The organism is Halosolutus sp. DAT137 (assembly GCF_059736405.1).
On the sequence record NZ_JCAQID010000009.1, the window covers coordinates 12,336 to 32,016 of the forward strand.

Annotated in this window: 21 protein-coding genes; 8 read left to right on the top strand and 13 right to left on the bottom strand. The window is 63.8% G+C overall.

The features are described from left to right. Positions 1 to 13 precede the first annotated feature (13 nt). Together AC6I6L_RS15280 and AC6I6L_RS15285 are read right to left on the bottom strand one after the other, a co-directional pair. A complete protein-coding gene (locus tag AC6I6L_RS15280; RefSeq protein WP_497918627.1) occupies positions 14 to 1,399 on the bottom strand; it encodes a phosphohexomutase domain-containing protein in 1,386 nt (461 codons plus the stop codon). Between the two features lie 198 nt (positions 1,400 to 1,597). Continuing rightward, positions 1,598 to 2,233, bottom strand: a complete 636-nt coding sequence (locus AC6I6L_RS15285; RefSeq protein WP_497918628.1) for a MaoC family dehydratase — start codon at positions 2,231 to 2,233, stop codon at positions 1,598 to 1,600. A gap of 353 nt (positions 2,234 to 2,586) precedes the next feature. On the opposite strand from AC6I6L_RS15285, the gene AC6I6L_RS15290 reads away from it, so the two are divergent. The 5 genes from AC6I6L_RS15290 to AC6I6L_RS15310 all read left to right on the top strand — a co-directional run bounded on the left by AC6I6L_RS15290 (position 2,587) and on the right by AC6I6L_RS15310 (position 6,520). Continuing rightward, positions 2,587 to 2,901 carry an AbrB/MazE/SpoVT family DNA-binding domain-containing protein gene (locus AC6I6L_RS15290; RefSeq protein ID WP_497918629.1) on the top strand — a complete coding sequence of 105 codons (315 nt, stop codon included), beginning with the start codon at positions 2,587 to 2,589 and terminating at the stop codon, positions 2,899 to 2,901. Positions 2,902 to 2,903: 2 nt separating this feature from the next. After that, entirely contained in the window at positions 2,904 to 3,389 is a 486-nt protein-coding gene (locus AC6I6L_RS15295; protein WP_497918630.1) for a hypothetical protein, read from the top strand. A 42-nt stretch (positions 3,390 to 3,431) separates the two neighbouring features. Continuing rightward, positions 3,432 to 3,983 carry a poly(R)-hydroxyalkanoic acid synthase subunit gene (locus tag AC6I6L_RS15300; RefSeq protein ID WP_497918631.1) on the top strand — a complete coding sequence of 184 codons (552 nt, stop codon included), beginning with the start codon at positions 3,432 to 3,434 and terminating at the stop codon, positions 3,981 to 3,983. Further along, on the top strand, positions 3,980 to 5,533 hold the full coding sequence (phaC, locus tag AC6I6L_RS15305) for a class III poly(R)-hydroxyalkanoic acid synthase subunit PhaC (RefSeq protein ID WP_497918632.1): 1,554 nt from the start codon (positions 3,980 to 3,982) through the stop codon (positions 5,531 to 5,533). The genes AC6I6L_RS15300 and phaC overlap by 4 nt, the downstream gene beginning before the upstream one ends. Positions 5,534 to 5,776: 243 nt before the next feature. Further along, positions 5,777 to 6,520 (top strand): beta-ketoacyl-ACP reductase, encoded by a 744-nt coding sequence (locus tag AC6I6L_RS15310; protein WP_497918633.1) that lies wholly within the window; start codon positions 5,777 to 5,779, stop codon positions 6,518 to 6,520. 106 nt (positions 6,521 to 6,626) lie between these two features. Here AC6I6L_RS15310 and moaC read toward each other — a convergent pair whose 3' ends face one another. Together moaC and AC6I6L_RS15320 are read right to left on the bottom strand one after the other, a co-directional pair. Next, on the bottom strand, positions 6,627 to 7,124 hold the full coding sequence (gene moaC, locus AC6I6L_RS15315; RefSeq protein ID WP_497918634.1) for a cyclic pyranopterin monophosphate synthase MoaC: 498 nt from the start codon (positions 7,122 to 7,124) through the stop codon (positions 6,627 to 6,629). Next, entirely contained in the window at positions 7,117 to 8,544 is a 1,428-nt protein-coding gene (locus AC6I6L_RS15320) for an NAD(P)H-hydrate dehydratase (protein WP_497918635.1), read from the bottom strand. The genes moaC and AC6I6L_RS15320 overlap by 8 nt, the downstream gene beginning before the upstream one ends. 131 nt (positions 8,545 to 8,675) lie before the next feature. On the opposite strand from AC6I6L_RS15320, the gene AC6I6L_RS15325 reads away from it, so the two are divergent. Further along, a complete protein-coding gene (locus AC6I6L_RS15325; RefSeq protein WP_497918975.1) occupies positions 8,676 to 9,839 on the top strand; it encodes a thiolase family protein in 1,164 nt (387 codons plus the stop codon). A 97-nt stretch (positions 9,840 to 9,936) separates the two neighbouring features. On the opposite strand, the gene AC6I6L_RS15330 is transcribed toward AC6I6L_RS15325, so the two are convergent. Beyond that, positions 9,937 to 10,215, bottom strand: coding sequence for an acylphosphatase (locus tag AC6I6L_RS15330; protein WP_497918636.1), 279 nt, complete (start codon positions 10,213 to 10,215; stop codon positions 9,937 to 9,939). Between the two features lie 88 nt (positions 10,216 to 10,303). Here AC6I6L_RS15330 and AC6I6L_RS15335 point away from each other — a divergent pair, with 88 nt between their 5' ends. Continuing rightward, positions 10,304 to 10,555, top strand: a complete 252-nt coding sequence (locus AC6I6L_RS15335; protein ID WP_497918637.1) for a hypothetical protein — start codon at positions 10,304 to 10,306, stop codon at positions 10,553 to 10,555. Positions 10,556 to 10,568: 13 nt separating this feature from the next. Here the strand turns inward: AC6I6L_RS15335 and AC6I6L_RS15340 are convergent, their stop codons facing one another. Continuing rightward, entirely contained in the window at positions 10,569 to 11,450 is an 882-nt protein-coding gene (locus tag AC6I6L_RS15340) for a DNA-3-methyladenine glycosylase family protein (RefSeq protein ID WP_497918638.1), read from the bottom strand. Positions 11,451 to 11,669: 219 nt separating this feature from the next. Between AC6I6L_RS15340 and AC6I6L_RS15345 the strand changes: the two genes are divergently transcribed. Continuing rightward, on the top strand, positions 11,670 to 12,149 hold the full coding sequence (locus tag AC6I6L_RS15345; RefSeq protein ID WP_497918639.1) for a DUF555 domain-containing protein: 480 nt from the start codon (positions 11,670 to 11,672) through the stop codon (positions 12,147 to 12,149). A gap of 185 nt (positions 12,150 to 12,334) precedes the next feature. Here the strand turns inward: AC6I6L_RS15345 and AC6I6L_RS15350 are convergent, their stop codons facing one another. The 7 genes from AC6I6L_RS15350 to AC6I6L_RS15380 form a co-directional block, all read right to left on the bottom strand. Then, positions 12,335 to 12,571 (bottom strand): UPF0058 family protein, encoded by a 237-nt coding sequence (locus AC6I6L_RS15350; protein ID WP_497918640.1) that lies wholly within the window; start codon positions 12,569 to 12,571, stop codon positions 12,335 to 12,337. A gap of 297 nt (positions 12,572 to 12,868) precedes the next feature. Next, complete coding sequence (locus AC6I6L_RS15355; RefSeq protein ID WP_497918641.1) at positions 12,869 to 13,048, bottom strand: DUF7836 family putative zinc-binding protein; 180 nt, start codon at positions 13,046 to 13,048, stop codon at positions 12,869 to 12,871. Between the two features lie 137 nt (positions 13,049 to 13,185). Next, complete coding sequence (locus AC6I6L_RS15360; protein WP_497918642.1) at positions 13,186 to 14,157, bottom strand: transcription initiation factor IIB; 972 nt, start codon at positions 14,155 to 14,157, stop codon at positions 13,186 to 13,188. A 375-nt stretch (positions 14,158 to 14,532) separates the two neighbouring features. Further along, positions 14,533 to 15,462 (bottom strand): branched-chain amino acid transaminase, encoded by a 930-nt coding sequence (locus tag AC6I6L_RS15365; protein ID WP_497918643.1) that lies wholly within the window; start codon positions 15,460 to 15,462, stop codon positions 14,533 to 14,535. A 78-nt stretch (positions 15,463 to 15,540) separates the two neighbouring features. Continuing rightward, entirely contained in the window at positions 15,541 to 17,658 is a 2,118-nt protein-coding gene (locus tag AC6I6L_RS15370) for a copper resistance CopC/CopD family protein (protein ID WP_497918644.1), read from the bottom strand. A 3-nt stretch (positions 17,659 to 17,661) separates the two neighbouring features. Continuing rightward, positions 17,662 to 18,930, bottom strand: a complete 1,269-nt coding sequence (locus AC6I6L_RS15375; protein ID WP_497918645.1) for a beta-propeller fold lactonase family protein — start codon at positions 18,928 to 18,930, stop codon at positions 17,662 to 17,664. A gap of 215 nt (positions 18,931 to 19,145) precedes the next feature. Beyond that, positions 19,146 to 19,673 carry a winged helix-turn-helix transcriptional regulator gene (locus tag AC6I6L_RS15380; RefSeq protein WP_497918646.1) on the bottom strand — a complete coding sequence of 176 codons (528 nt, stop codon included), beginning with the start codon at positions 19,671 to 19,673 and terminating at the stop codon, positions 19,146 to 19,148. Between the last annotated feature and the right edge of the window lie 8 nt (positions 19,674 to 19,681).

The following is a 19,681-nucleotide window of genomic DNA, read 5'->3' on the forward strand; positions in this document are numbered from 1 at the left end:
CTCTCTCACGCAGTCACCGGACGTTCGCTGCGATTGCCGACTCGATCACCGCACGTCCCTCGCGGACCAGATCGTCGACCTCGTCGCTTTCGGCGTAGAGTCGAACGTACGGCTCCGTGCCACTCGGTCGCACGAGAAGCCAGGACGCGTCGGCAAATTCGAGGCGCACGCCGTACTCCGTGTCGACGGTCGCGTCGGGGAACTGCTGGGGGAGTTCGGTCTCGAGCCTGGACATGACGCCGGACTTCGCGTCGTCCGGGCACTCGACGCTGACTTTCCGGTACGGTCGCTCGGCGACTGGCTCTCGAAGTGAGGCCGTATCCCCAGCGTCGGCGACGAGGCCTGCGACGACCGCCGCGCTGACGACCCCGTCGATCCACCCACCGAACGCCGTGTGGATGTGTTTCCAGGGCTCCGCGGCGAAAACGACCTCGGCGTCGGCGCTCCCCCGCGATCGCTCGCGGGCGATTCCCTCGTGAAGCGCGCCGAGGTGGACGCGCTCGACGCGCCCGCCCGCCTCGCGAACCCGCTCGTCGATCCGGGCGGATGCGTTCGGGGTGGTGACGACGACCGGATCAGCCGCGTCGCTGTCGGCCGCGTAGTGGGATGCGACGACCGCTAGAATCGTATCCTCGTGAATGACGTCGCCGTCGGGACCGAGGACGACGAGTCGATCGGCGTCGCCGTCGTGAGCCAGGCCGCAGTCGAACTCGCCGCGTTCGACGAAGTTCGCGAACTCGGAGAGCGTTTCGGGAGTCGGCTTGCTCGGACGGGCCGGAAAGTGGCCGTCGACCGAGGCGTTGACTCCGACGACGTTCGCCCCGAGACGGTCGAGCACCTGGGGCGTCGCGAGTGCACCCACGCCGTTGCCACAGTCGACGGCGATCGAGTAGCCGGCGAGCGGTCGCTCGTCCCCGCCCCTCGAGTCGTCGAACGCGTCCCGAACGTAATTGACGACGGCACTGCGGTATCGATCGAGTATTTCGAGGCGCTGTGTATCCCCCCACTCGTCCCAGGGGGCGAGGCCGGACGCGGCGGCGCTGACGTGATCGTCGACGGCGCGCTCGGCCTCGCTGTCGTACTCGACCCCGTCCGCGAAGAGTTTGATTCCGTTGTCGGTCGGCGGGTTGTGACTCGCGGTGAGCATCACGCCGCGGCGACCCTGCGAGGCAAATGCGAGTGCAGGCGTCGGAACGACACCGACCCGACGCACGTCGGCACCTGCGCTCTCGAGGCCGGCTTCGACGGCGGCCGCGAGCGCCGGCCCGGTTTCCCGGCCGTCGCGACCGACGACGACGGTCTCGCCAGGTTCACCGACCGCCTCTCCGACCGAGAGCGCGAGCGACGGTGTTACATCCTCGACTGGCCCGCGGATTCCTGCGGTCCCGAACAGCGTCATGGTGGCCCGTTCCGCGAGGAACTACTTATATTCACGAGAACGACGGCGAGGAACCGATCGCGAGACGAACGCGGCGCTCTCGAAACGCGGCGACGAGTTCGCCCGCCGACAGTACCGATCGAGACCGATCGAAAAAGCGGAATTCGAAGGGAAGTGAGCGAGGACCGAGATCGACCGAACCGGACGGTCTCGGGAGTATTACTCTGGCAATGGATCGATCAGGACGACCGCTTCGCCGCTGATCACCGTCGCGTCGTCGTCTTCGTCTCGAATGACGGTTTCGAGGCGGTACTGATCTCTCCCTAGATCTTCGACAATTTCGACGCGCGCGGAGACGAGATCACCGATCCCCACCGGCCCGCTGAACTCGAGGTCCTGTGAGAGGTAGATCGTGAGTCCGGGAAGGCGGGCAAGCGCTGCGCTGATCAGTCCGGAGACGAGCGTCCCGTGGACGATTCGCTCGCCAAAGCGTGTTTCGGCGGCGAACTCCTCGTCTAAGTGGAGTCGGTTCGTGTCGCCGCTGACGTGTGCGAACGCGCGAACGTCTTCTTCCGAGAGTACCTTCTCGAAGGTGACGGTGTCACCGACGCTGATCTGGTCCGGGTCGTCGACGGTCCGATCGAACTCCCAGTCGAGACTGGAGTAGTCGATCGACGGAATCGAGGCCGGGCGCTGTTCGTCGTCGGTGCCGTTTTGGGTCGCCGTTGGCGGAAGCATCGCGGAGACTGCGGCGCGGTTTGCGGCGGTCGCGCTCTCGAAAAACGACTGTGTCATCGTCGTCCAGGCGTTCGTCATGGCGGCAAAATTGTTCCCCCCAGTGTTCTGGTGTGACATCTATGGGCGCATATGTGTGTGGGGGTTATGACTTCTTTGGCCGGCGCAACTGAAACGTGTTGGTCTGAAATCGAGTATTACTGCGGATTTCGGCCGATTTCGCAAGGTCGCTATTTTTTCGGCCAGCATTAGAACGATGACCCGTAGATTCCGCCGGGAGACGTGCGGCCGGCTCCCCACCTCGCGTTATCGATCCGGCGCGGCGTCTTCGTCGAACGACCCGGTGAACCCAACCGATCCGACCGCCCCATCTGAGGGAGTCAGACACAACATCCTCCATTGCGATCCAACCAATGGCATCAGATGGTATCTAAGGGCAAGCTTTATTACTCGCTGGTTCCTTCGTTGAGTTGATGACGGACGACTCCGACCGATCGACCTGGTTTCCTCCTGCGATGTTTACCGAGCAGATGCAGGAGGCAGGCGAGCAGGTTGCCGAATCCCAGCAGGAGATGATGAAGCAGTTGCTGCAAGCGAGTTCCGCGAACCCGTTCGAGAACGGGTCGGCGCTCGGCCCGATGAACATGGGAACGGCGACGTTCAAGGCTCGCGTCCAGAGCGGCGGTCGGATCAGCATTCCCGGGCCGGAACGGGAGGCCCTCGACATCGAGGAGGGCGATATCGTCCAGACGATCGTCGTTCCCGTCAAACGCAACCGAGACGAGTAACCATGACCCAGAACCCATTCACCCAAGTCTTTGACGCACAGCGCACCGCAGTCGAACAGTCCCAGAACCTTACCCACGACGCCCTCGAGGCACAGAAGAGCTCGATCAGCGCCTTCAGCGACGCTGTCGAAACGTCGGGTGCCCTGTTCGAGTCCAACGCGGAACTCACGAAGGGCGCAGTCCACGGCTACCTCGACGCCGTCGAGGCCTCGCTCCCCGAGGACGCCGCCAACTTCGACGAAGCCCGTGAACTCGTCGACGAAGGCTTCGACGCCGCGACAGACGCTCAGTCCCAGTCGCTCGAGGCCGTCCTCGAAGCGATGGAGGAATCCGAGGCCGCCTACGACGAGTTCGCCGGGAACTACTCCGAGATGGTCGACTCCTCGTTCGACGCCTTCCTCGAAGCCCACGAGCAGGTCGAACAGAACGTGACGGCCGTCGCCGAAAACGTCGAAGAGGCCGCCGACGAGTTCGACGTCTCCGCGTAACAAAGCCGTAGTCTTTTGGCTACCCTACCCCAATTTTATCCAATGTCAGACTCACAGCAGCCACCAGTACAAAACTGGAACGCCTTCGTCGAACAGTGGAACGAACAGTTTCTCGACTCGCTCGAGGACAATATGGAAGCCCAGGCCCAGTTCGTCGAGAGCTGGTCCGAGACCATCGGTCAGGTTAGCGAGGACAACGAAATCTCCGACGGCGTCGAGGGCTACGCCCGCGCCTACGAGACATGGATGAACGCCTCGAAACAGATGGTCGAGCGGATGAACGACCAGATGGAAGGCGAGGACGTCGACATCGAGGAGTTCCGCGATATCTGGCTCAACACCTCCAACGAGGCGTTCAAGGAGATCATGTCGACGACGGCCTTCGCCAAGATGACCGGCGAGAGCGTCGGTGATATCCTCGAACTCCAGCAACAGGCCGACGAAGCGGCCGAGGAGACCCTGCACACGCTCGGCTTCGCAACCGAAGGCGACGCCGTCGAGATCGGTGACCGCCTCGTCGAACTCGAGCGCCGCCAGCACGCCGTCGAGGAAAAACTCGACCGCGTTCTCGCACACCTCGAAGACGAGCAATGAACAACCCATTCACATCGGTCCTGGACATGCAGCGCCAGGCCTGGGAAGGCGCAGCGGACCTCGCCGAGAAGACCCAGGTCGCCCCCGATCGAACCGAGACGATCGAAAACATCGAGGTGGGCCAGACGCCCAGCGAGGTCGTCTACGAGGAGAACAAGCTTCGCCTGTTGCACTACGAGCCACAGACCGAGGAGCAACACGACGTGCCGATCCTCATCGTCTACGCGCTGATCAACAAGCCCTACATCCTCGACCTCCAGCCCGATCGATCGGTCGTCCAGACGCTGCTCGAAGCCGGCTTCGACGTCTACATGATCGACTGGGGCGAGCCCTCGAAACTCGATCGATCGCTCACCCTCGACGACTACGTCAACCGCTACATCGACAACTGCGTCGACGAGGTTCGCGAGCGCGCCGGCGTCGACGCGATCAACATTCTCGGCTACTGCATGGGCGGCACCAAGTCGGTCATGTACGCCGCACTCCACCCCGAGAAAGTCGAGAACCTCGCGCTGATGGCCTCGGGACTGTGTTTCACCGGCGAGGGCGGCGTGCTCGAACTCTGGGGTGCAGACGAGTACTACGACCCGGAGCGGGTCACCGACACCTTCGGCAACGTCCCCGCCGAATTCCTCGACGTCGGCTTCGCGCTGATGGATCCCGTCGCGAACAACGTGACGAAGTACGTCCGGTTCTACGACAACATGGAAGACGAGGAGTTCGTCGAGAACTTCGCCCGGATGGAACGCTGGCTCGACGAGGGGATCGACGTCGCCGGCGGTGCCTACGAGCAGTTCATCGAGGACATCTATCAGGGTAACAAGCTGATCCAGAACGAACTCCGTCTGAACGGGAAACACGTCGACATCACCAACATCGACATGCCAGTCCTTCAGATCGTCGCGGAGTACGACCATCTCATCCCGCCGGAGGCGTCCAAACCGTTCAACGACGCAATCCCCTCCGAGGACACCGAGATCATGGAGTTCGCGACGGGCCACATCGGCATGTCCGTCTCCTCGCGGAGCCACGCCGAACTCTGGCCCGACGTGTGCGAGTGGTTCGAGGCCCGATCGAACGGCGAGCAGGCAACGGAAGAAGCACCGGAGACTCCCGAACCGGAGGAGACGGACGCTGCCCTCACCGAGGATATCGAGGGTGACGAAACCGGGACCGCAGACCTCACTGACGGTGGTGCAACTGTCGAGACGGATACCGACACTGACGAGCTTCCGGGCGACGACCGCTCCGACGAGGAAATTGCAGAGCGCGTCGAAGAAGACGTTCAGGAAGCGCCCGCAGAACCGGGCGAGATGACCGTCGACGAGGGACTGGCCGAGGAAGTAACGGACGAGGACATAATCGAGGAATCTGCGGACGATCTCACCGACCTCTCGGGCGTCGGACAGGCCTACGCGGAGGATCTCTCGGAAGCCGGGATCGATACGTTCGACCAGCTCGCAGCCGCCGACGCCGCCGAACTGACGGTCGAGACGGGAATCTCTCCCAGCCGAATCGAAGACTGGATCGAACAGGCGGCCGACCGATAGCGCAGCAACTGCGACCGGCCCACTCCGATCGGATGATTCGTCCAATCGGGTTCCGCGTTCCCGTTCGGTTTGGCGTGTTCTGATCGCGTTTCGCTACCCGACTCGCTGGGCTGTCAATCGCACAGACCGACCGGGGGCGTCACATCGAACCGCCACACACCGGTCACCGAACAGGTTCGAGCCGACGTATGTTCGGGTATCTCACAGGTCGTTATTTAATACCAGACGTTCAAGCAGTCACTGATGTCTATGGAGGGACGCACCTGTGTCATTACAGGATCGGCACGCGGCATCGGACGGGGAATCGCAGAATACCTCGGCGAAGAGGGCGCGAACGTCGTCATCAACTACCGATCGTCGGAGGGGGCGGCCCAGGAAGCGGTCGACGCGATCGAATCGGCGGGCGGGCAGGCCGTCGCGGCCCAGGCCGACGTCTCCGTCCGCGAGGACGTCGAACATATGCGCGAGGTTTGCCAGGAGGCGTTCGGCCCTGCCGACGTGCTCGTGAACAACGCGGGTATCACCGCCGACGAGCAGTTCACTGAGATGACCCGCGAGGAGTGGGACCGCGTGATGGACGTCAATCTCGGCGGGATGTTCAACTGCACGCAGGTCTTCTACGACGATATCTGGAACGCATACGAGGGCCGACTGATCAACATCTCGAGCGTCGTCGGCAAACAGGGGAATTTCGGCCAGGCGAACTACGCCACCGCGAAAAGCGGCATGTTCGGCTTCACCCGGACGATCGCGCTCGAACTCGCGAAAGGTGGATCGACGGCCAACTGCGTCGCCCCCGGTTTCACCGCCACCGACATGCTCGAATCCGTCCCCGACAAGGTACTCGATCGGATCATCTCCGGCATCCCTCTCGAACGACTGGCGGAAGTCGAAGACATCGCGGCCGTCGTCCGGTTCCTCGCGAGCGAGGACTCCTCGTACGTTACCGGAGAAGTCATCGACGTCAACGGCGGTATGGACCTCTAACCCGCCGCGTCGCGTCTCCCCTGGTTTCCGTCGCGACGATCTAATTCCATCGCCGGTCGTAATCGGTTAACTCTGTTTACGGTTTGCGTCGACAGCGCTCGGGTCGCTACGCGTCCCGCTCGCGTTTTTTCTTATCGAGCACCCGAACGCTCTCGATGCCCGTCTGGGGGTACTGGCCGTTTTCGTCCTTTTCGATCGCTTTCACCATGTCCCAGACGACGTTCAGTCCCGTCGTAACGCCTTCGAGCGCCTCCATCTCACAGCCCGTCTTCCCGGTCGTTTCGACGGCGATTTCGAGTTCGATCCGATCGTCCTCGAGGGTGAACTCGGTGTCGACGTTCGTGATCGGAATCTGGTGGCACATCGGAATCGTCTCCCAGGTGTGTTTGACGGCCTGGATCGCGCCCACGCGAGCGGTGGCGAGCACGTCGCCCTTGCCGACCTCGTTCTCGCTGATCGCCTCGATCGTCGACGGCTGAAGGTGGATCTCGCCCGCGGCGATCGCGCGCCGATCGCTGTCGGGTTTGTCGCCGACGTCGACCATCTGGACGTCGCCGTCTTCGGTGGTGTGCGTGAGACCGTCGGTACTCTCCTCTTCAGACATCCGTATCACCCCACAGAGCCGGTGGAATCTCCGCAAGGAGGTCCGACGCGAGGAAGCCGTGTTCCTCGCGCGCGGCGAGGCGTTCGCCCGCGAGACCGTTGACCCGTGCCCCCGCGGCGGCGGCGTCCACCGGATCGGCGTGTTCGAGCAACGCGGCGACGATCCCCGCGAGCGTGTCGCCGGTGCCGCCGACTTTCATGCCGACCGTTCCCGAGCGACTGAGCCGCGTTCGATCGCCGTCGGTGATCACGTCGGTTGCCCCCTTCGCGAGGACGACGTGGCCGAGGTCGGCCGCGAAGTCCTCGATCTCGCGAGTGACGGCGGCCAGATCGTCGGTTTCCGGCCCGCCCATTCGAGCGAGTTCGGACCGGTTTGGCGTACAGACCAGCGTCGCGTCGGTCTCGACGTCCGGGACGGCCGCGAGCGCGTCGGCGTCGACGACCGCCCGGCCGTCGAAAGTCGCGAGAAACCGGCGGACGGCCTCGAGCGTCTCGTCGGCGGTGCCAAGACCCGGTCCCAGAACGACCACGTTGTCGTACTGCTGGGCCGTCTCGAGCAACTCCTCGGCTCGATCGGGCGTAAGCACGTCCTCGTCGTAGGGCTGGACGATGAGGTCCTCGCTGTAGCCCTGAATCGCGCCGGAAACGGCGTCCGGGGCCGCGACGAAGGAGAGTTCTGCCCCGGCTCGCAACGCGGCCTGGGCGGCCAGCGCCGGCGCGCCCGTGTACGGACCGCCGCCGATGACGTACGGGCGACCGTCGCGATCGTCCGGCCTGGCGAACCGAACGTCGCCGGGACCGACGAACCGCTCCGCCGCGGCCGGGATGCCGATGTCCGCGACCGTCACCTCGGCGTCGAGGTCGGTCAGGCCCGGTTTCTCGTCGTGGAACGTGACGACGTGGTCGGTCTCGACGCCGTTTTCGGCGTGGTCGCCGCCGTCGGCGTCGAACCCCGAGGGCACGTCGACCGCGACGACCGTCGCGTCGGCGTCGGTGATCGCCCGCGCCGCCGTAGCGGCGGGTTCTCGCAGGTCGCCGTGGATTCCAGTTCCCAGCATGGCGTCGACGACGACGTCACAGTCGGGCAGCTCGAATCCGCTCGAGTCGGTGACCTCGCGCGCGTCGTAGCCCGCTCGTTCGAGAGCCTCCCAGTTCTCGCGCGCGATTTGCGTGCCGATCGCGTCCGATCGGCCGAGCAGAAGGGTCGTCACGTCGTACTCGTCGAGAAAGCGGGCGGCGACGAAGGCGTCCCCGCCGTTGTTCCCCCGGCCGGCGACGATCACGACGCGATCGTCCGGCTCCGCGATGGCGCGGACCCGCCTGGCGACGGCGTTCCCACTCGATTCCATGAGCTGTTTGCGCGGGACGCCGAGCGCGGCGGCGTTCTCGTCGACGGCAGCCATCCGTCTGCCTGTAATCATAGGGTGGAGTTCGGTCGGCCGGCCGTTGAAGATTGCGGATGCTCGATCGCAAGGCCGCCGCCGAGGCCGTTCGGATAGTACCGGTGGCCGTCGGCACAGCGTATTTCGTGCTGGGTGTCGACGATCGGAACATGCGAGAGGCAGTCATCGTCGACGCCGTGCGGACGCCGTTCGGGACGCGAAACGGGGCCCTCACCGGGGTCCACCCACAGGACCTCGCCGCGGAGCCACTGATCGCGCTCGAAGAGCGGCTGGGATTCGACCCCCAGGAAACGATCGAGGACGTCATCTACGGCTGCGTAAATCCGATCGACGAACAGGGCGGCAACGTCGGGCGAATCGCGTCGCTGATCGCCGGCTGGGGCGACGACGTGCCGGGCGTCCAAATAAACCGAATGTGTGGCTCCGGCCAGCAAGCGATCAACTTCGCCGCGGGTGCGATCGCGACGGGGGCACACGATGCGATCGTCGCCGGCGGCGTCGAACACATGACCCGCGTTCCGATGGGCAGCGACTTCAGCGGTGTCGCGGACTCGTACTTCGAGCAGTACGACGAACTGATCCAGCAAGGGGAGAGTGCCGAGCGGATCGCTGATGAATGGGGATTCAGCCGGCGGGAACTGGACGAACTGGCCGTCGACTCTCAGCGCCGGTGGAAATCGGCGTGGGACGACGGTCGGTACGACGACCAGATCGCGCCGGTCCGCGTCGAAGATGATGGCGAGAGCCGAATCGTCGACACCGACGAGCATCCGCGCCCGGAGTCGACCGTCGAGAGTCTGGAGAAACTGCCGCTGGCGTTCAGAGACGACGGGGAGGGGGTCATCCACGCGGGCAACTCCTCGGGAATCGTCGACGGCGCGAGCGCAGTTCTCCTCACGAGTCGGGAGGCGGCCGAGGCACACGGCTGGGAGCCGATGGCCCGCATCGTCCAGACCGAGGTCGTCGGTGTCGACCCCGTCATGATGCTCACCGGTCCGATTCCGGCGACCGAGGGCGTCCTCGAGAAAACCGACTTCTCTATCGACGATATCGATCTCTTCGAGGTGAACGAGGCGTTCGCATCCGTCGCCGCCGCGTGGCTCGAGGAGACCGACGCACCTCGCGAAGACCTGTGGGCGCGAACGAACGTCAACGGCGGCGCGATCGCCCACGGTCACCCCCTCGGCGCGACGGGCGCGGCGTTGCTGACGAAGCTGGTTCACGAACTCGATCGCCGCGGCGAAGACATCGGGCTCTCGACGATGTGTATCGGGTTCGGACAGGGGATTGCAACGATCGTCGAACGGGTCTAATGCGACGATCAGACGAGTTCGGTGGGTCGGTCAGACGAGTGTAGCGCGGCGGTCGATCGTTCACCGACGAACGCGATCGGTTCGACGAGACGCGCGATCAGTACCGAACCTCGAACCCGTCTTCTCCCTGAGGGGCCTCGTACTCGACTGCAACGCTCTCGACGTCGGCCGCCGGACTCCCCTCGTGACAGAACTCGACCATCGACTCGACTGCTTCTTCAGGTCCCTCGAAGACTCCTTCGACTCGACCGTCGGCAAGGTTTTTCACCCAGCCGTCGACACTGTGTTCGCGAGCCGTGTCGCGAGTCGTCGCCCGATAGAAGACGCCCTGTACCGTGCCCGAGACGAACACGTGTGCGCGGGTTCGATCCGTCATGTGCGGACCAACGGCTCCGATCGGCAAAAACCATGCTCGTCGAGACCGAATTCCTGCCCGCCCGGAAAGCGGGCGAGGAGGTCATCTGATGGGGATCATCGATCGCTTCGAGGAGGAGTATCTCGACATATCGAGTGAGCGGGCGTCGCTTCAGGACCTGATTGCGTTACTTTTCGGTTCGATCTTGTTCGTTGTCGTCGCGACCGGGGTGACGTGGTATTTGCTCGGTAGCGCCGTCGCGATCGACGTCGCGATCGTTCTCACGTTGATTTTCGCGATCACGATCGTCTCGCAGGCCTACTGGGCCGTCGCTGGCCGCGAGGACTACGAGGAACCGTAGACGTAGATACCGGTCACGTACCAGTTCGCAGGTGGTGAAAGACGTACGTCTGGGCGTAGCCCGCGTACTCGCCGCCGAGGCGGTCACGAATCGCCCGCGACGTTTCCGCGTAACTCCCCCGATCGCAGTCGGGGTAGTACTCCTCGATCGCGGAGCGAATCCACGTGTCGAGGGGGACGGCCTCGTCGAATCCGAGCGAGAACAGCAGGATGCAGTCTGCGACTTTGTCACCGACGCCGACGAACTGACACAGGTACTCCCGTGCGGCCTCGTACTCGCGGTCTCTCGCCGCTTCGGGGTGGGCCTCGCCGTCGGCCACCATTTCGGCCGTCCGGACGACGTAGGGGGCGCGGTAGCCGAGTCCGAGATCCCGAAGTTCGGCTTCGGTCGCGGCGGCGAGCTGGTCCGGCTTCGGGAACGCGTGGTATGTCTCGCCGTCGAACTCGATCGCGTCGCCGTACTCGCGGGCGAGCGTCGAGACCATCCCGTGAATCCGGCTGACGCGCATCTGTGCCGAGCAGATAAACGAGATGAGGGTGCCGAACGAGGGGTCTTCGACCAGGCGCATTCCGCGGTGTGCGTCGTAGGCCTCCTGGACGAGCGCGTCGTCGGGAGCAGTCGCGACGATCGCCTCGAGATCGTCGTCCAGTCGCAGGAGCCGGCGAACGATCGGGTCGGCGTCGGTCGTCGACTCCCACGCGAGGTGGCCGTCCTGGGGTCGTACGCGAATCACGTCGCCGTCGACGACGGTGTGATACCACGCCTCGTTCGGCGGCTCGCCGTCGTACATTTCGCCGTCCGATCGGCGCCAGAGGTAGCTCTGGCCGCTCTCGAGCGTCCGGTAGAGGTCCAACCCACCGGAGAGTTCAGCGACTGGAATCGAACCCGTCTGCATTCGCCGGAAAGTTCGCGAGGGCGGGCTTGGTCCTTTCGATGCGAGAACCGGGTCGATCGGCGTCGAGCGGATCGGCCGTCGGCACTCCGACCGCCGGCGTTCGACTCTTCACGAATTCGATAGCAGGTAATCAGTAGGCACACCCTAGCGCACCGACGGACGGGGATTTCCGGGCCAGTGAGGCGAACCTTCATACAGGATGCCACACAATATCTACGTATGGATTGCAGGGTCGTCGTCGAGGCTGCCGTGCCGGTGTTCGACGTTGAGACGGAGGACGAGGCGATTCGCATCGCCATCTCGAAGACGGGCGAGATGCTGAACCCTGACCTGAACTACGTCGAGATCAACATGGGCGAGCGCACCGCTCCGTCGGGTGAAGAACTGCCGCCCGCGTTCATCGCGGCGGACGAGGCACTCGTCGCGCTCGAACTCGAAATGACCGTGTTTAACGTCGAGCGCGAGGAACACGCCTCGCGCATCGCACGCAAAGAGATCGGTCAGCGACTCGAAAACATCCCGCTGGAAGTGATCGTCGTCGACGTCATAGACGAAGACGACGACGAGGACGAAGACACCACGACCGACGCCGGAGACGACGCGAGCGGTGAGGAAACCGGCGACTCGGATTCGGATTCGGATTCGGACGGTGACGATGACGACGAGATTCTCCCAGAGTTCGAGGATCTCGTCGAATAATCAGCCGTCGTCGATCGTCGCCCTCATCACGGACGTTCCCCGATAACGAGTTCTAGACACCTCTATCGGCCGGTGAAACGATTGCTGGAAACTGAGAACCGATCGAGATCCGAGACGACGATCGGTTCGCCGGCAGAGAGAGTGCTCTCGGTGTGAAATGTCTGGACGGAGGAGACGAATCTGGCTCAGTCTGCAGTTGGAGCGACGACTTCCTGTTCTTCGTCACGCATATTCGCCGTAATCCCCCCGGCGAGTGCAAAGACAGCAGCTTTGTGATCTGTTTTCGACTTGTGAATCGAGGTCGGTCGAATACCGAGCGACTCGTAGTCGTCGAGGTCGATCTGACAGTTGTCCCACGCCGCACACTGGTTCGATACCTCCGCGAGAAGGCCGTGGAGGTGAATGAGCTCCTGCTTCTTCATAACCATGCAACCCTATCCACTGCAGGGTTATATTATTATCTTGAGTCGCGTTAACACGCAGCCCAAATCCGACGTTAGCACTGTCAGCTCCGGAGAGCGTGACGACGGTGCGCTCGCCGGAGAACGTTGCAGTTTCGTCTCCGGAGTAGGCTCATCTTACCGACGGTACGAAGTGGTTTATGGGGTGTCGCTGACAGGTCGCTGCAGCACTACCGGCCAGTAAGCGGTCACTACAAATCGATCGACCACCAGACAGAGCGATGATCGAACCGCGCATATCGAACTGTGGAAGCGCTGTCACCCGAGCTGTTTGAGCGTCTGGAGGTCGCGATCGGTTCGCATAAATTCGGACGTTCGTCGCGATGCGTGACAGTTCGGACAGTGAAACATCTCGGCGGGGGTCGGCAAATCGTCCGGAGCGGTACGCCAATCTTTCGCACACTCGGGACACAACAGCTGAATCGTCGTGTGGTCCATGGTATCTGTGAGCACACGGATCGTCAAAAGTGTTGTTACGTCGGTGATCGAGCGTCGGTGATCGACTCATCGGAGCGCGGAGGATAACACGCGGCGACGACGGTCAGCGATCGTCGAGACACCCCAATGTACGCACATCAGGCTGGCGCGGCGGTGTCGGATGCTTCGAGCAGTTCCTTGTACCGGTTTCGGATGGTAACCTCGGAGATGCTCGCGACGTCGCTGACGTCGTTCTGGGTGACCTTTTCGTTGGTCAGCAAGGCTGCGGCGTAAACTGCCGCGGCTGCGAGGCCGACCGGCGATTTGCCGCTGTGGACGCCTTCCTGACGCGCCGATTCGAGCAGGTCCCGAGCCATGCGCTCGGTCTCGTCCGAGAGATCGAGATCGCTCACGAACCGGGGGACGTACTGTTCCGGGTCAGCCGGCTTGACCTCGAGACCGAGTTCGCGGATGATGTACCGGTAGGTTCGGGTCAGCTCCATTTTGTCGACGCGGCTGACGGCCGCGATTTCGTCGAGGCTGCGGGGGGTTCCCGCCTGTCGCGCGGCGGCGTACAGCGACGCCGTCGCGACGCCTTCGATCGATCGACCCGGAAGCAGGTCCTCTTCGAGCGCGCGACGGTAGATGACGCTCGCCGTCTCGCGGACGTTCTCCGGGAGACCGAGCGCGCTGGCCATGCGATCGATCTCACCGAGTGCCTGTTTCAGGTTGCGCTCTTTCGAGTCGCGGGTTCGGAAGCGCTCGTTCCAGGTGCGAAGCCGTTGCATCTTCTGGCGCTGGCGACTCGAGAGCGCGCGGCCGTAGGCGTCTTTATCTTGCCAGCCGATGTTCGTCGACAGCCCCTGATCGTGCATCATGTTCGTCGTTGGCGCACCGACGCGGGACTTCTCGTCCTTTTCGGCTGCGTCGAACGCGCGCCACTCCGGACCGCGATCGATCTCGTCTTCCTCGACGACGAGGCCGCAGTCCTCACAGACCGTCTCGGCGTGTTCGGCGTCAGAGACGACGCGGCCGCCACACTCCGGACAGCGCTCTTTCTCGTCCGATCGTACTGTCGTGGTTTCCTCTTCCTCCTCGTCCGTGTAGGTCCTGATGGTGGTGTCTGTCATGGTGTATCGGGTGGGTTACTCGGGGCTGCCGGGTGGAGTGAGCCAGAAGAACCCCGGTCGCCCTCAGCTAACTATGAGTAAGCCCGGAAGGCTTATAAATATTTCGCCTACTTTATAAGCTATTCGAGGTTGCTGTTAAATATGTTTTGGTTATATTGCTATTAATCGTGTAGGATTGGCCGGCCCAAGATTCGTGCTGCCGTTTAACAGTTTCGCACCGATCGGGCAAACGAAACCGCCAGTTCGAACCCGGCAACGAATCGATCACGACGCCGATAGAGAACCGACAGTGAAAGGGAACAACGGCGAGAGAATCACCAGTCAGCGTGCGCGGAGAACCGCAAGAGAGAACCGACGACGAACCGGAATCGGCGTCTAGACGTACTCGAACCACTCGTCGTACTCGTCGGTGCGGCGCTCGACGACGTCGAAGAACGCCTGTTGAATGTCCGCCGTGATGGGGCCGCGAGAGCCGTCGCCAATCACGACGTTGTCGACTTTCCGGATCGGCGTGACCTCCGCGGCGGAGCCGGTAAAGAACAGTTCGTCTGCCGTGTTGAGTTCGCCCCGCGAGAGCGAGACGTTGTCGTGGACGGTATAGCCGCGATCTTCCGCGAGTGTGATCACGGTGTCGCGGGTGATACCGTCGAGAATTGACTCCGAGAGTCCGGGCGTGTAGAGTTCGCCGTCGCGGACCAGAAAGAGATTTTCGCCGGGGCCTTCCGCGACGTTACCCTCCTTGTTCAGCACGATCGCTTCCGCGTACCCGTTTCGACGAGCCTCCTCGCCGGCGAGCATGCTGTTGACGTAGAGACCGGTCGTCTTGGCGTTCGTCGGAATCTGGCTCGAGGCGTGTTTGCGCCACGAGGAGATCATCACGTCGATACCCGTTTCGAGTGCCTCCTCACCGAGGTACGCGCCCCACGGCCAGACGGCGATCGCCGTCTTCGTCGGACAGTCCGCCGGACTGACGCCGAGCGTGTTGTAGCCGTAGAAGGCGATCGGGCGGATGTAACACGACGAAAGGTTCTGACGCTGGATGAGCGTCTTCGTCGCCTCGGTCAGTTCTTCCTTCGAGAAGTCGATGTCCATCTCGTAGGGTTTTGCGGACTGAAAGAGGCGATCGAGGTGTTCCTCCCAGCGGAAGATTGCGGGGCCGTCTTCGGTCTCGTAACACCGCGCGCCCTCGAAGACGCCGGAGCCGTAGTGGAGTCCGTGGGTGAGCACGTGAATCTGCGCGTCGTCCCAGTCGACGAACTCCCCGTCCATCCAGATCGTATCGACGTCCATCTCGTCGAATCCCATGGGTGACACTGTTACAAGCCACTGTACTAAGTGTTCGCGATTTGCGAGTGGAACGCTTCGCTGTCGGCGGGGCGGCAGTCAGACGGAGCGATCGCGAAACCGGATCGACTCGATCGTGACCGCGACGGTTCCGACGACGCCGACCACGACCGCGCCAAACCGGAGCAGCGTCGCGAACACGGTATCATCCGTGTCGGCGCGATCCTGTTCGTCGCCGCCGTGATCGTGCCCGTCGTCGCCGTGGTCGTGCTCGTCGTCGCCGCTTTCCTGGCCTTCCGCACCGGTTTCCTGGTCCTGTTCGCCGCCAGCGCGTTCCACGTCGGCCGGCAGAACGTGTACGGCGAACCACTCGCTTACGAACCCGCCGTCGGGATGGCCGGTAATGCGGACGTCCCAGTCGCCATCATCCGGCAGGGTCTGGACGGTCGCGTAGGTCCCGTTTTCGATTTCCTCGAGGGCGACATCGAACGTGCCGCCGTCGCCGTCCGCGGTCAGCCTGACCTGTCCGTCGGATTCGATCGGCTCACCGCCGTCGAGGAACGCAACCTCGAAGACGACCGGCTCACCCCTCTGTACGAACAGGACGTCGGTCTCACCGCCGTCGCCGTAGCGCTCTGCGGGAATCGCGGTCAGTTTGATACCGGGATCGCCCTCGCGTTCGATCGTCGCCCGCTCGATCCCGTCGTCGCCACCGACGACGGCGGCCGTCGGGGCGGACGTGAGCAGCCCCGAGAGGAGCACGACGAGAACGAGAACGACGACTTCCAGACGGACGGTTCGGGTAAACGCGACGAGCGCATCCGAACCGGCTTCGAACTGACCGCCGTCCTCTCTGACTGTCCCGTCGCTTCCCGGAGCCGACCCGGAGTGCGATCGGTTCGTGATGCGGTCGCGATCGCCCTCTGTGGCGGATTCGAGGCGTCGGAGGAGAACGAACCGGGAGAGACCGCCCAGTCCGAGCGCCAGCAGGACCAGCAGGGTTTTCGTCGAAAGCGCGACGCCGTAGAGCGTCGCGCCGAGGGCCTCGAAATCCGGGACGTGCCACGCTGCGAGGACCAGCCCCGTTGCGGCCGCGAGGGTCACGCCGCCGACGGCGAGCAGCGAGTAGCGCCGGACGGTTCCGGCCGCGACCTCCGCGCGATCGATGGGCGCTGCCTCCCGGAGGAGCGCCGGGCCGACGAGCGCCAGGACGACCAGCCCGCCGACCCACAGACCAGCGCCGGCGACGTGCGCGAAGTCGACGGCCGCTCCCTGCAGGCGGTCGATCGCGGTCGCGGAGTGGCTGGTCCAGCTGATCGCGCCGCCGACGACGATCGCGCCGGCGACCGTTCCGGTAAGCCACAGACGACGAGAAAGCACGCCTCGGACCGCGAGGCCGAGAACCGCGACGAGACCGGCCGCGAACGCGACCTGGACGAGCCACGCCCGGCCGAGCGGTAGTCCGAGGAACGTCCCGAGGGTCTCGAGCGACAGCGGGCCGACCGACCGCGCCTGAACGACTCCCAGCGCGAGCACCGAGACGAGCAGCAGTCCGCCGGCGGCGGCGAGCAGTTTGGTGAGACGTCGATCGATCGCTCTCTCCGTCAATCCGAACCGGTGGGCCACCGGATAGAGCGCGACACCGGCCGCGATCGGGCCGCCGACGAGCGCGGCGAGGGCGACCAGCAACAGGCCCTTCGCGGCGGTTTCGATCGGCGGGACGGTCTCGTCGGGTCCCTCGTCGTCCTCGTAGGCCGCGAGGACGGCGTCGCGATCGAGCGGTCCGTCGCCAACCACGAAAAAGAACGACCCGGTGACAGTGTGGCCGTCGTCGGCCAGCACCTCCCACCGGACGGAGTACATTCCCTCGGGGGCCTCGCTGGCGGTCGCGTCCTCGAGTGGGACCCTGACGACTTGCGTGTCGTCGGGATCGATCTGAGGATCGCCGCTGACGTCTTCGCCGTCGGGGTCAGTGACCGAGATTGCCGCGGTCTGGATGCCGTCGCCGGAGAAGTACAGCGTCACGTCCTCGGGGACCGTCTCGACCTGCTCGCCGTTTCCGGGATCGGCGTCGCTCAGGTAGGCGTGAGCCGCCACCGGCGTCGCGAGGGTAGCGACCAGGAGACCGATCGCGATCGCGACGAACACCGCCCTCGCCGCCCTCGAAAGGACGGGGCGGTTCGGACGGCGGCGATCGGCTGACCCGGAATCGGCCATCGGTTATCGGAGGTTGCCGGTGTAGCCGACGCCGGAGTCACCGACGTACTGGACGGTGTCGACGCCGGATTCGACTTCGACGTGGTCGACGAGTTCCTGGGCGTCCATGTCGACGATCGCGACGGTCTCGTCCTCCCCGGCCGGCGTGATGAAGTAGCCGCCGCCGGCGACAGCGGTCCGGTGGAGGAACGGGGCACCCTCCGGGCGAACGATATCTCCGACGTCGACGGTGCCGACCACCTCGAGTTCGTCGACGTCGATAATCGACGCCTCGTCGGTCATCGTGTGTGCGGTGTAGGCGTACAGGGTGTCGTCGCCCTCGTGATAGCGGAGGGCGTCGGGACCGTCCCCGACGTCGACGGTGCCGAGTTCGTCGCTGTCCTCGCTCGTCGCGTCGAGAAACCGGATGCGATCGCCGTCGAGGACGCCGAGGATTTCCTCGTCCGGCGAGAGGTACATGCCGCCCGAGAACTCGAGTTCGTCGACGACGGCGTCGGTTTCGGTGTCGACGACGACGGTGACGTCGCCGTACTCGAAGTACGCCAGCCCGGTCTGCGGGGCGTAGGCCATGTAGTGAGTTCCCTGATCTTCGTCGTCGAATTCGATGAAATCGCTTCGCTCGTACGCATCGAGGTCGATGACCGGTACGCCCGGATCGTTGACGTTCGTCGCGTATCCCGTCGTCTCGAGATCCTCGTGGTAAAGTAACTTTCCGTGCCCCTCGACCTCGAGTCCCGACTCGACGGTCTGGGTGACGGAGCGGGAGTCGACGTCGATGACGTAGAACGTCCCCTCGTCGTCGGCGTGGGCCCACATCTCCTCGTCGTTCGGATAGTACATGTGCGTCCCGTCGGGGCCGATGTCGACCTCGTCGACGATCTCCCGCGAACCGGTGTCGATCACCAGCACCTGATCGAGCGACTGCTCGATGACGAACAGGTGGCCGTAGTCTGCGGTAACTCGCGGATCGCCCCACTCGTTGTCCTCGATCCCGTCGGTGATTTCGTCGACGACTTCGCCTGCTTCCGGATCGATGATCGCGATCCGGTTCGGCGCGAACGCGTAGACGAGTCCCTCGCTTCCGCCCCCGTCGGAACCGTCCTCGTCGCTGCTGCCGTTTTCGTCGCTACTACCGTTTCCGTCGTCGTTGCCGTTCTCGTCGCCGTTGCCCCTGTCGTCTCCGCCGTCGCCGCCGAGACAACCCGCCAGCCCGATTGCGAGGCTGCCACCCAGTACCTGCACGAATCGTCGTCGGTCCGTCGATCGCTTCATAGCAACCCATCTCTCCCCGCCACTATTTTTGATTCTGGTCCGAACGTCGAAATTATGGTTCGATCCTCGAAAACGATCGACGAATCGGTGACCAGTTGACCGTGACCACAAACACCAGTTGAACCGCTTCGGGCACCGACTCCGGACTATCCCGCCACTTTTCCGTGGCCGAACCCGGCTGGGGAGCGGACCGGGAAATCCGACGGGCCAATCGCTTACTGCGAATCGGTCGTCCCCTCGAGCAGGCCGTCGACCAGTCGGGTGAATCGATCGACCAGCCGATCGGGAACCGTCGGCGTAACCACCGACAGCAGCGGCGCGGTCCGGTCCGGGGTAGCAAGCGAGAGCGTCACGCGATTGCGATCGTCGTAGGATTTCCGGACGATGTCGTGGTCGACGAGGCGATCGAGGTGGTACTCGAGCGTGCTCCGTGCGATGCCGAGATCGTCGACGATGGTCGCCGGCTCGATGGGTTCGTTCTCGACGAGGTAGACGACGATTTCGCGGGCGGTTTCGCGACGGAACAGCGCCAGCGCGGCACGCTCCCATTCGTCGTACCGTGGTGGGTAATAGTGGGTTCGGCCGTAGAATTCGTTGCGGACGAGTTCGCCATCCGCGAGCAGCCGGCGAACGTGATACTGGACCTGTCCCGGTGCGAACTCCGAAGACCTGACGAGGTCGTTGAAATGGATTCCGGCGTTCGCGTGGATGCGATCGCGAATCTGTCGTCGGGTCTGGTTCATGTGAATGC

Coding starts and splice junctions, on each gene's coding strand:
- AC6I6L_RS15360 (WP_497918642.1), bottom strand. CDS start 14,157: ATGACAGACACCACCATCAGGACCTACACGGACGAGGAGGAAGAGGAA.
- AC6I6L_RS15345 (WP_497918639.1), top strand. CDS start 11,670: ATGGATTGCAGGGTCGTCGTCGAGGCTGCCGTGCCGGTGTTCGACGTT.
- AC6I6L_RS15340 (WP_497918638.1), bottom strand. CDS start 11,450: ATGCAGACGGGTTCGATTCCAGTCGCTGAACTCTCCGGTGGGTTGGAC.
- AC6I6L_RS15300 (WP_497918631.1), top strand. CDS start 3,432: ATGTCAGACTCACAGCAGCCACCAGTACAAAACTGGAACGCCTTCGTC.
- AC6I6L_RS15370 (WP_497918644.1), bottom strand. CDS start 17,658: ATGGCCGATTCCGGGTCAGCCGATCGCCGCCGTCCGAACCGCCCCGTC.
- AC6I6L_RS15285 (WP_497918628.1), bottom strand. CDS start 2,233: ATGTCACACCAGAACACTGGGGGGAACAATTTTGCCGCCATGACGAAC.
- AC6I6L_RS15380 (WP_497918646.1), bottom strand. CDS start 19,673: ATGAACCAGACCCGACGACAGATTCGCGATCGCATCCACGCGAACGCC.
- AC6I6L_RS15310 (WP_497918633.1), top strand. CDS start 5,777: ATGTCTATGGAGGGACGCACCTGTGTCATTACAGGATCGGCACGCGGC.
- AC6I6L_RS15330 (WP_497918636.1), bottom strand. CDS start 10,215: ATGACGGATCGAACCCGCGCACACGTGTTCGTCTCGGGCACGGTACAG.
- phaC (WP_497918632.1), top strand. CDS start 3,980: ATGAACAACCCATTCACATCGGTCCTGGACATGCAGCGCCAGGCCTGG.
- AC6I6L_RS15280 (WP_497918627.1), bottom strand. CDS start 1,399: ATGACGCTGTTCGGGACCGCAGGAATCCGCGGGCCAGTCGAGGATGTA.
- AC6I6L_RS15335 (WP_497918637.1), top strand. CDS start 10,304: ATGGGGATCATCGATCGCTTCGAGGAGGAGTATCTCGACATATCGAGT.
- AC6I6L_RS15350 (WP_497918640.1), bottom strand. CDS start 12,571: ATGAAGAAGCAGGAGCTCATTCACCTCCACGGCCTTCTCGCGGAGGTA.
- AC6I6L_RS15290 (WP_497918629.1), top strand. CDS start 2,587: ATGACGGACGACTCCGACCGATCGACCTGGTTTCCTCCTGCGATGTTT.
- AC6I6L_RS15365 (WP_497918643.1), bottom strand. CDS start 15,462: ATGGGATTCGACGAGATGGACGTCGATACGATCTGGATGGACGGGGAG.
- AC6I6L_RS15355 (WP_497918641.1), bottom strand. CDS start 13,048: ATGGACCACACGACGATTCAGCTGTTGTGTCCCGAGTGTGCGAAAGAT.
- AC6I6L_RS15325 (WP_497918975.1), top strand. CDS start 8,676: ATGCGAGAGGCAGTCATCGTCGACGCCGTGCGGACGCCGTTCGGGACG.
- AC6I6L_RS15295 (WP_497918630.1), top strand. CDS start 2,904: ATGACCCAGAACCCATTCACCCAAGTCTTTGACGCACAGCGCACCGCA.
- AC6I6L_RS15320 (WP_497918635.1), bottom strand. CDS start 8,544: ATGATTACAGGCAGACGGATGGCTGCCGTCGACGAGAACGCCGCCGCG.
- moaC (WP_497918634.1), bottom strand. CDS start 7,124: ATGTCTGAAGAGGAGAGTACCGACGGTCTCACGCACACCACCGAAGAC.
- AC6I6L_RS15375 (WP_497918645.1), bottom strand. CDS start 18,930: ATGAAGCGATCGACGGACCGACGACGATTCGTGCAGGTACTGGGTGGC.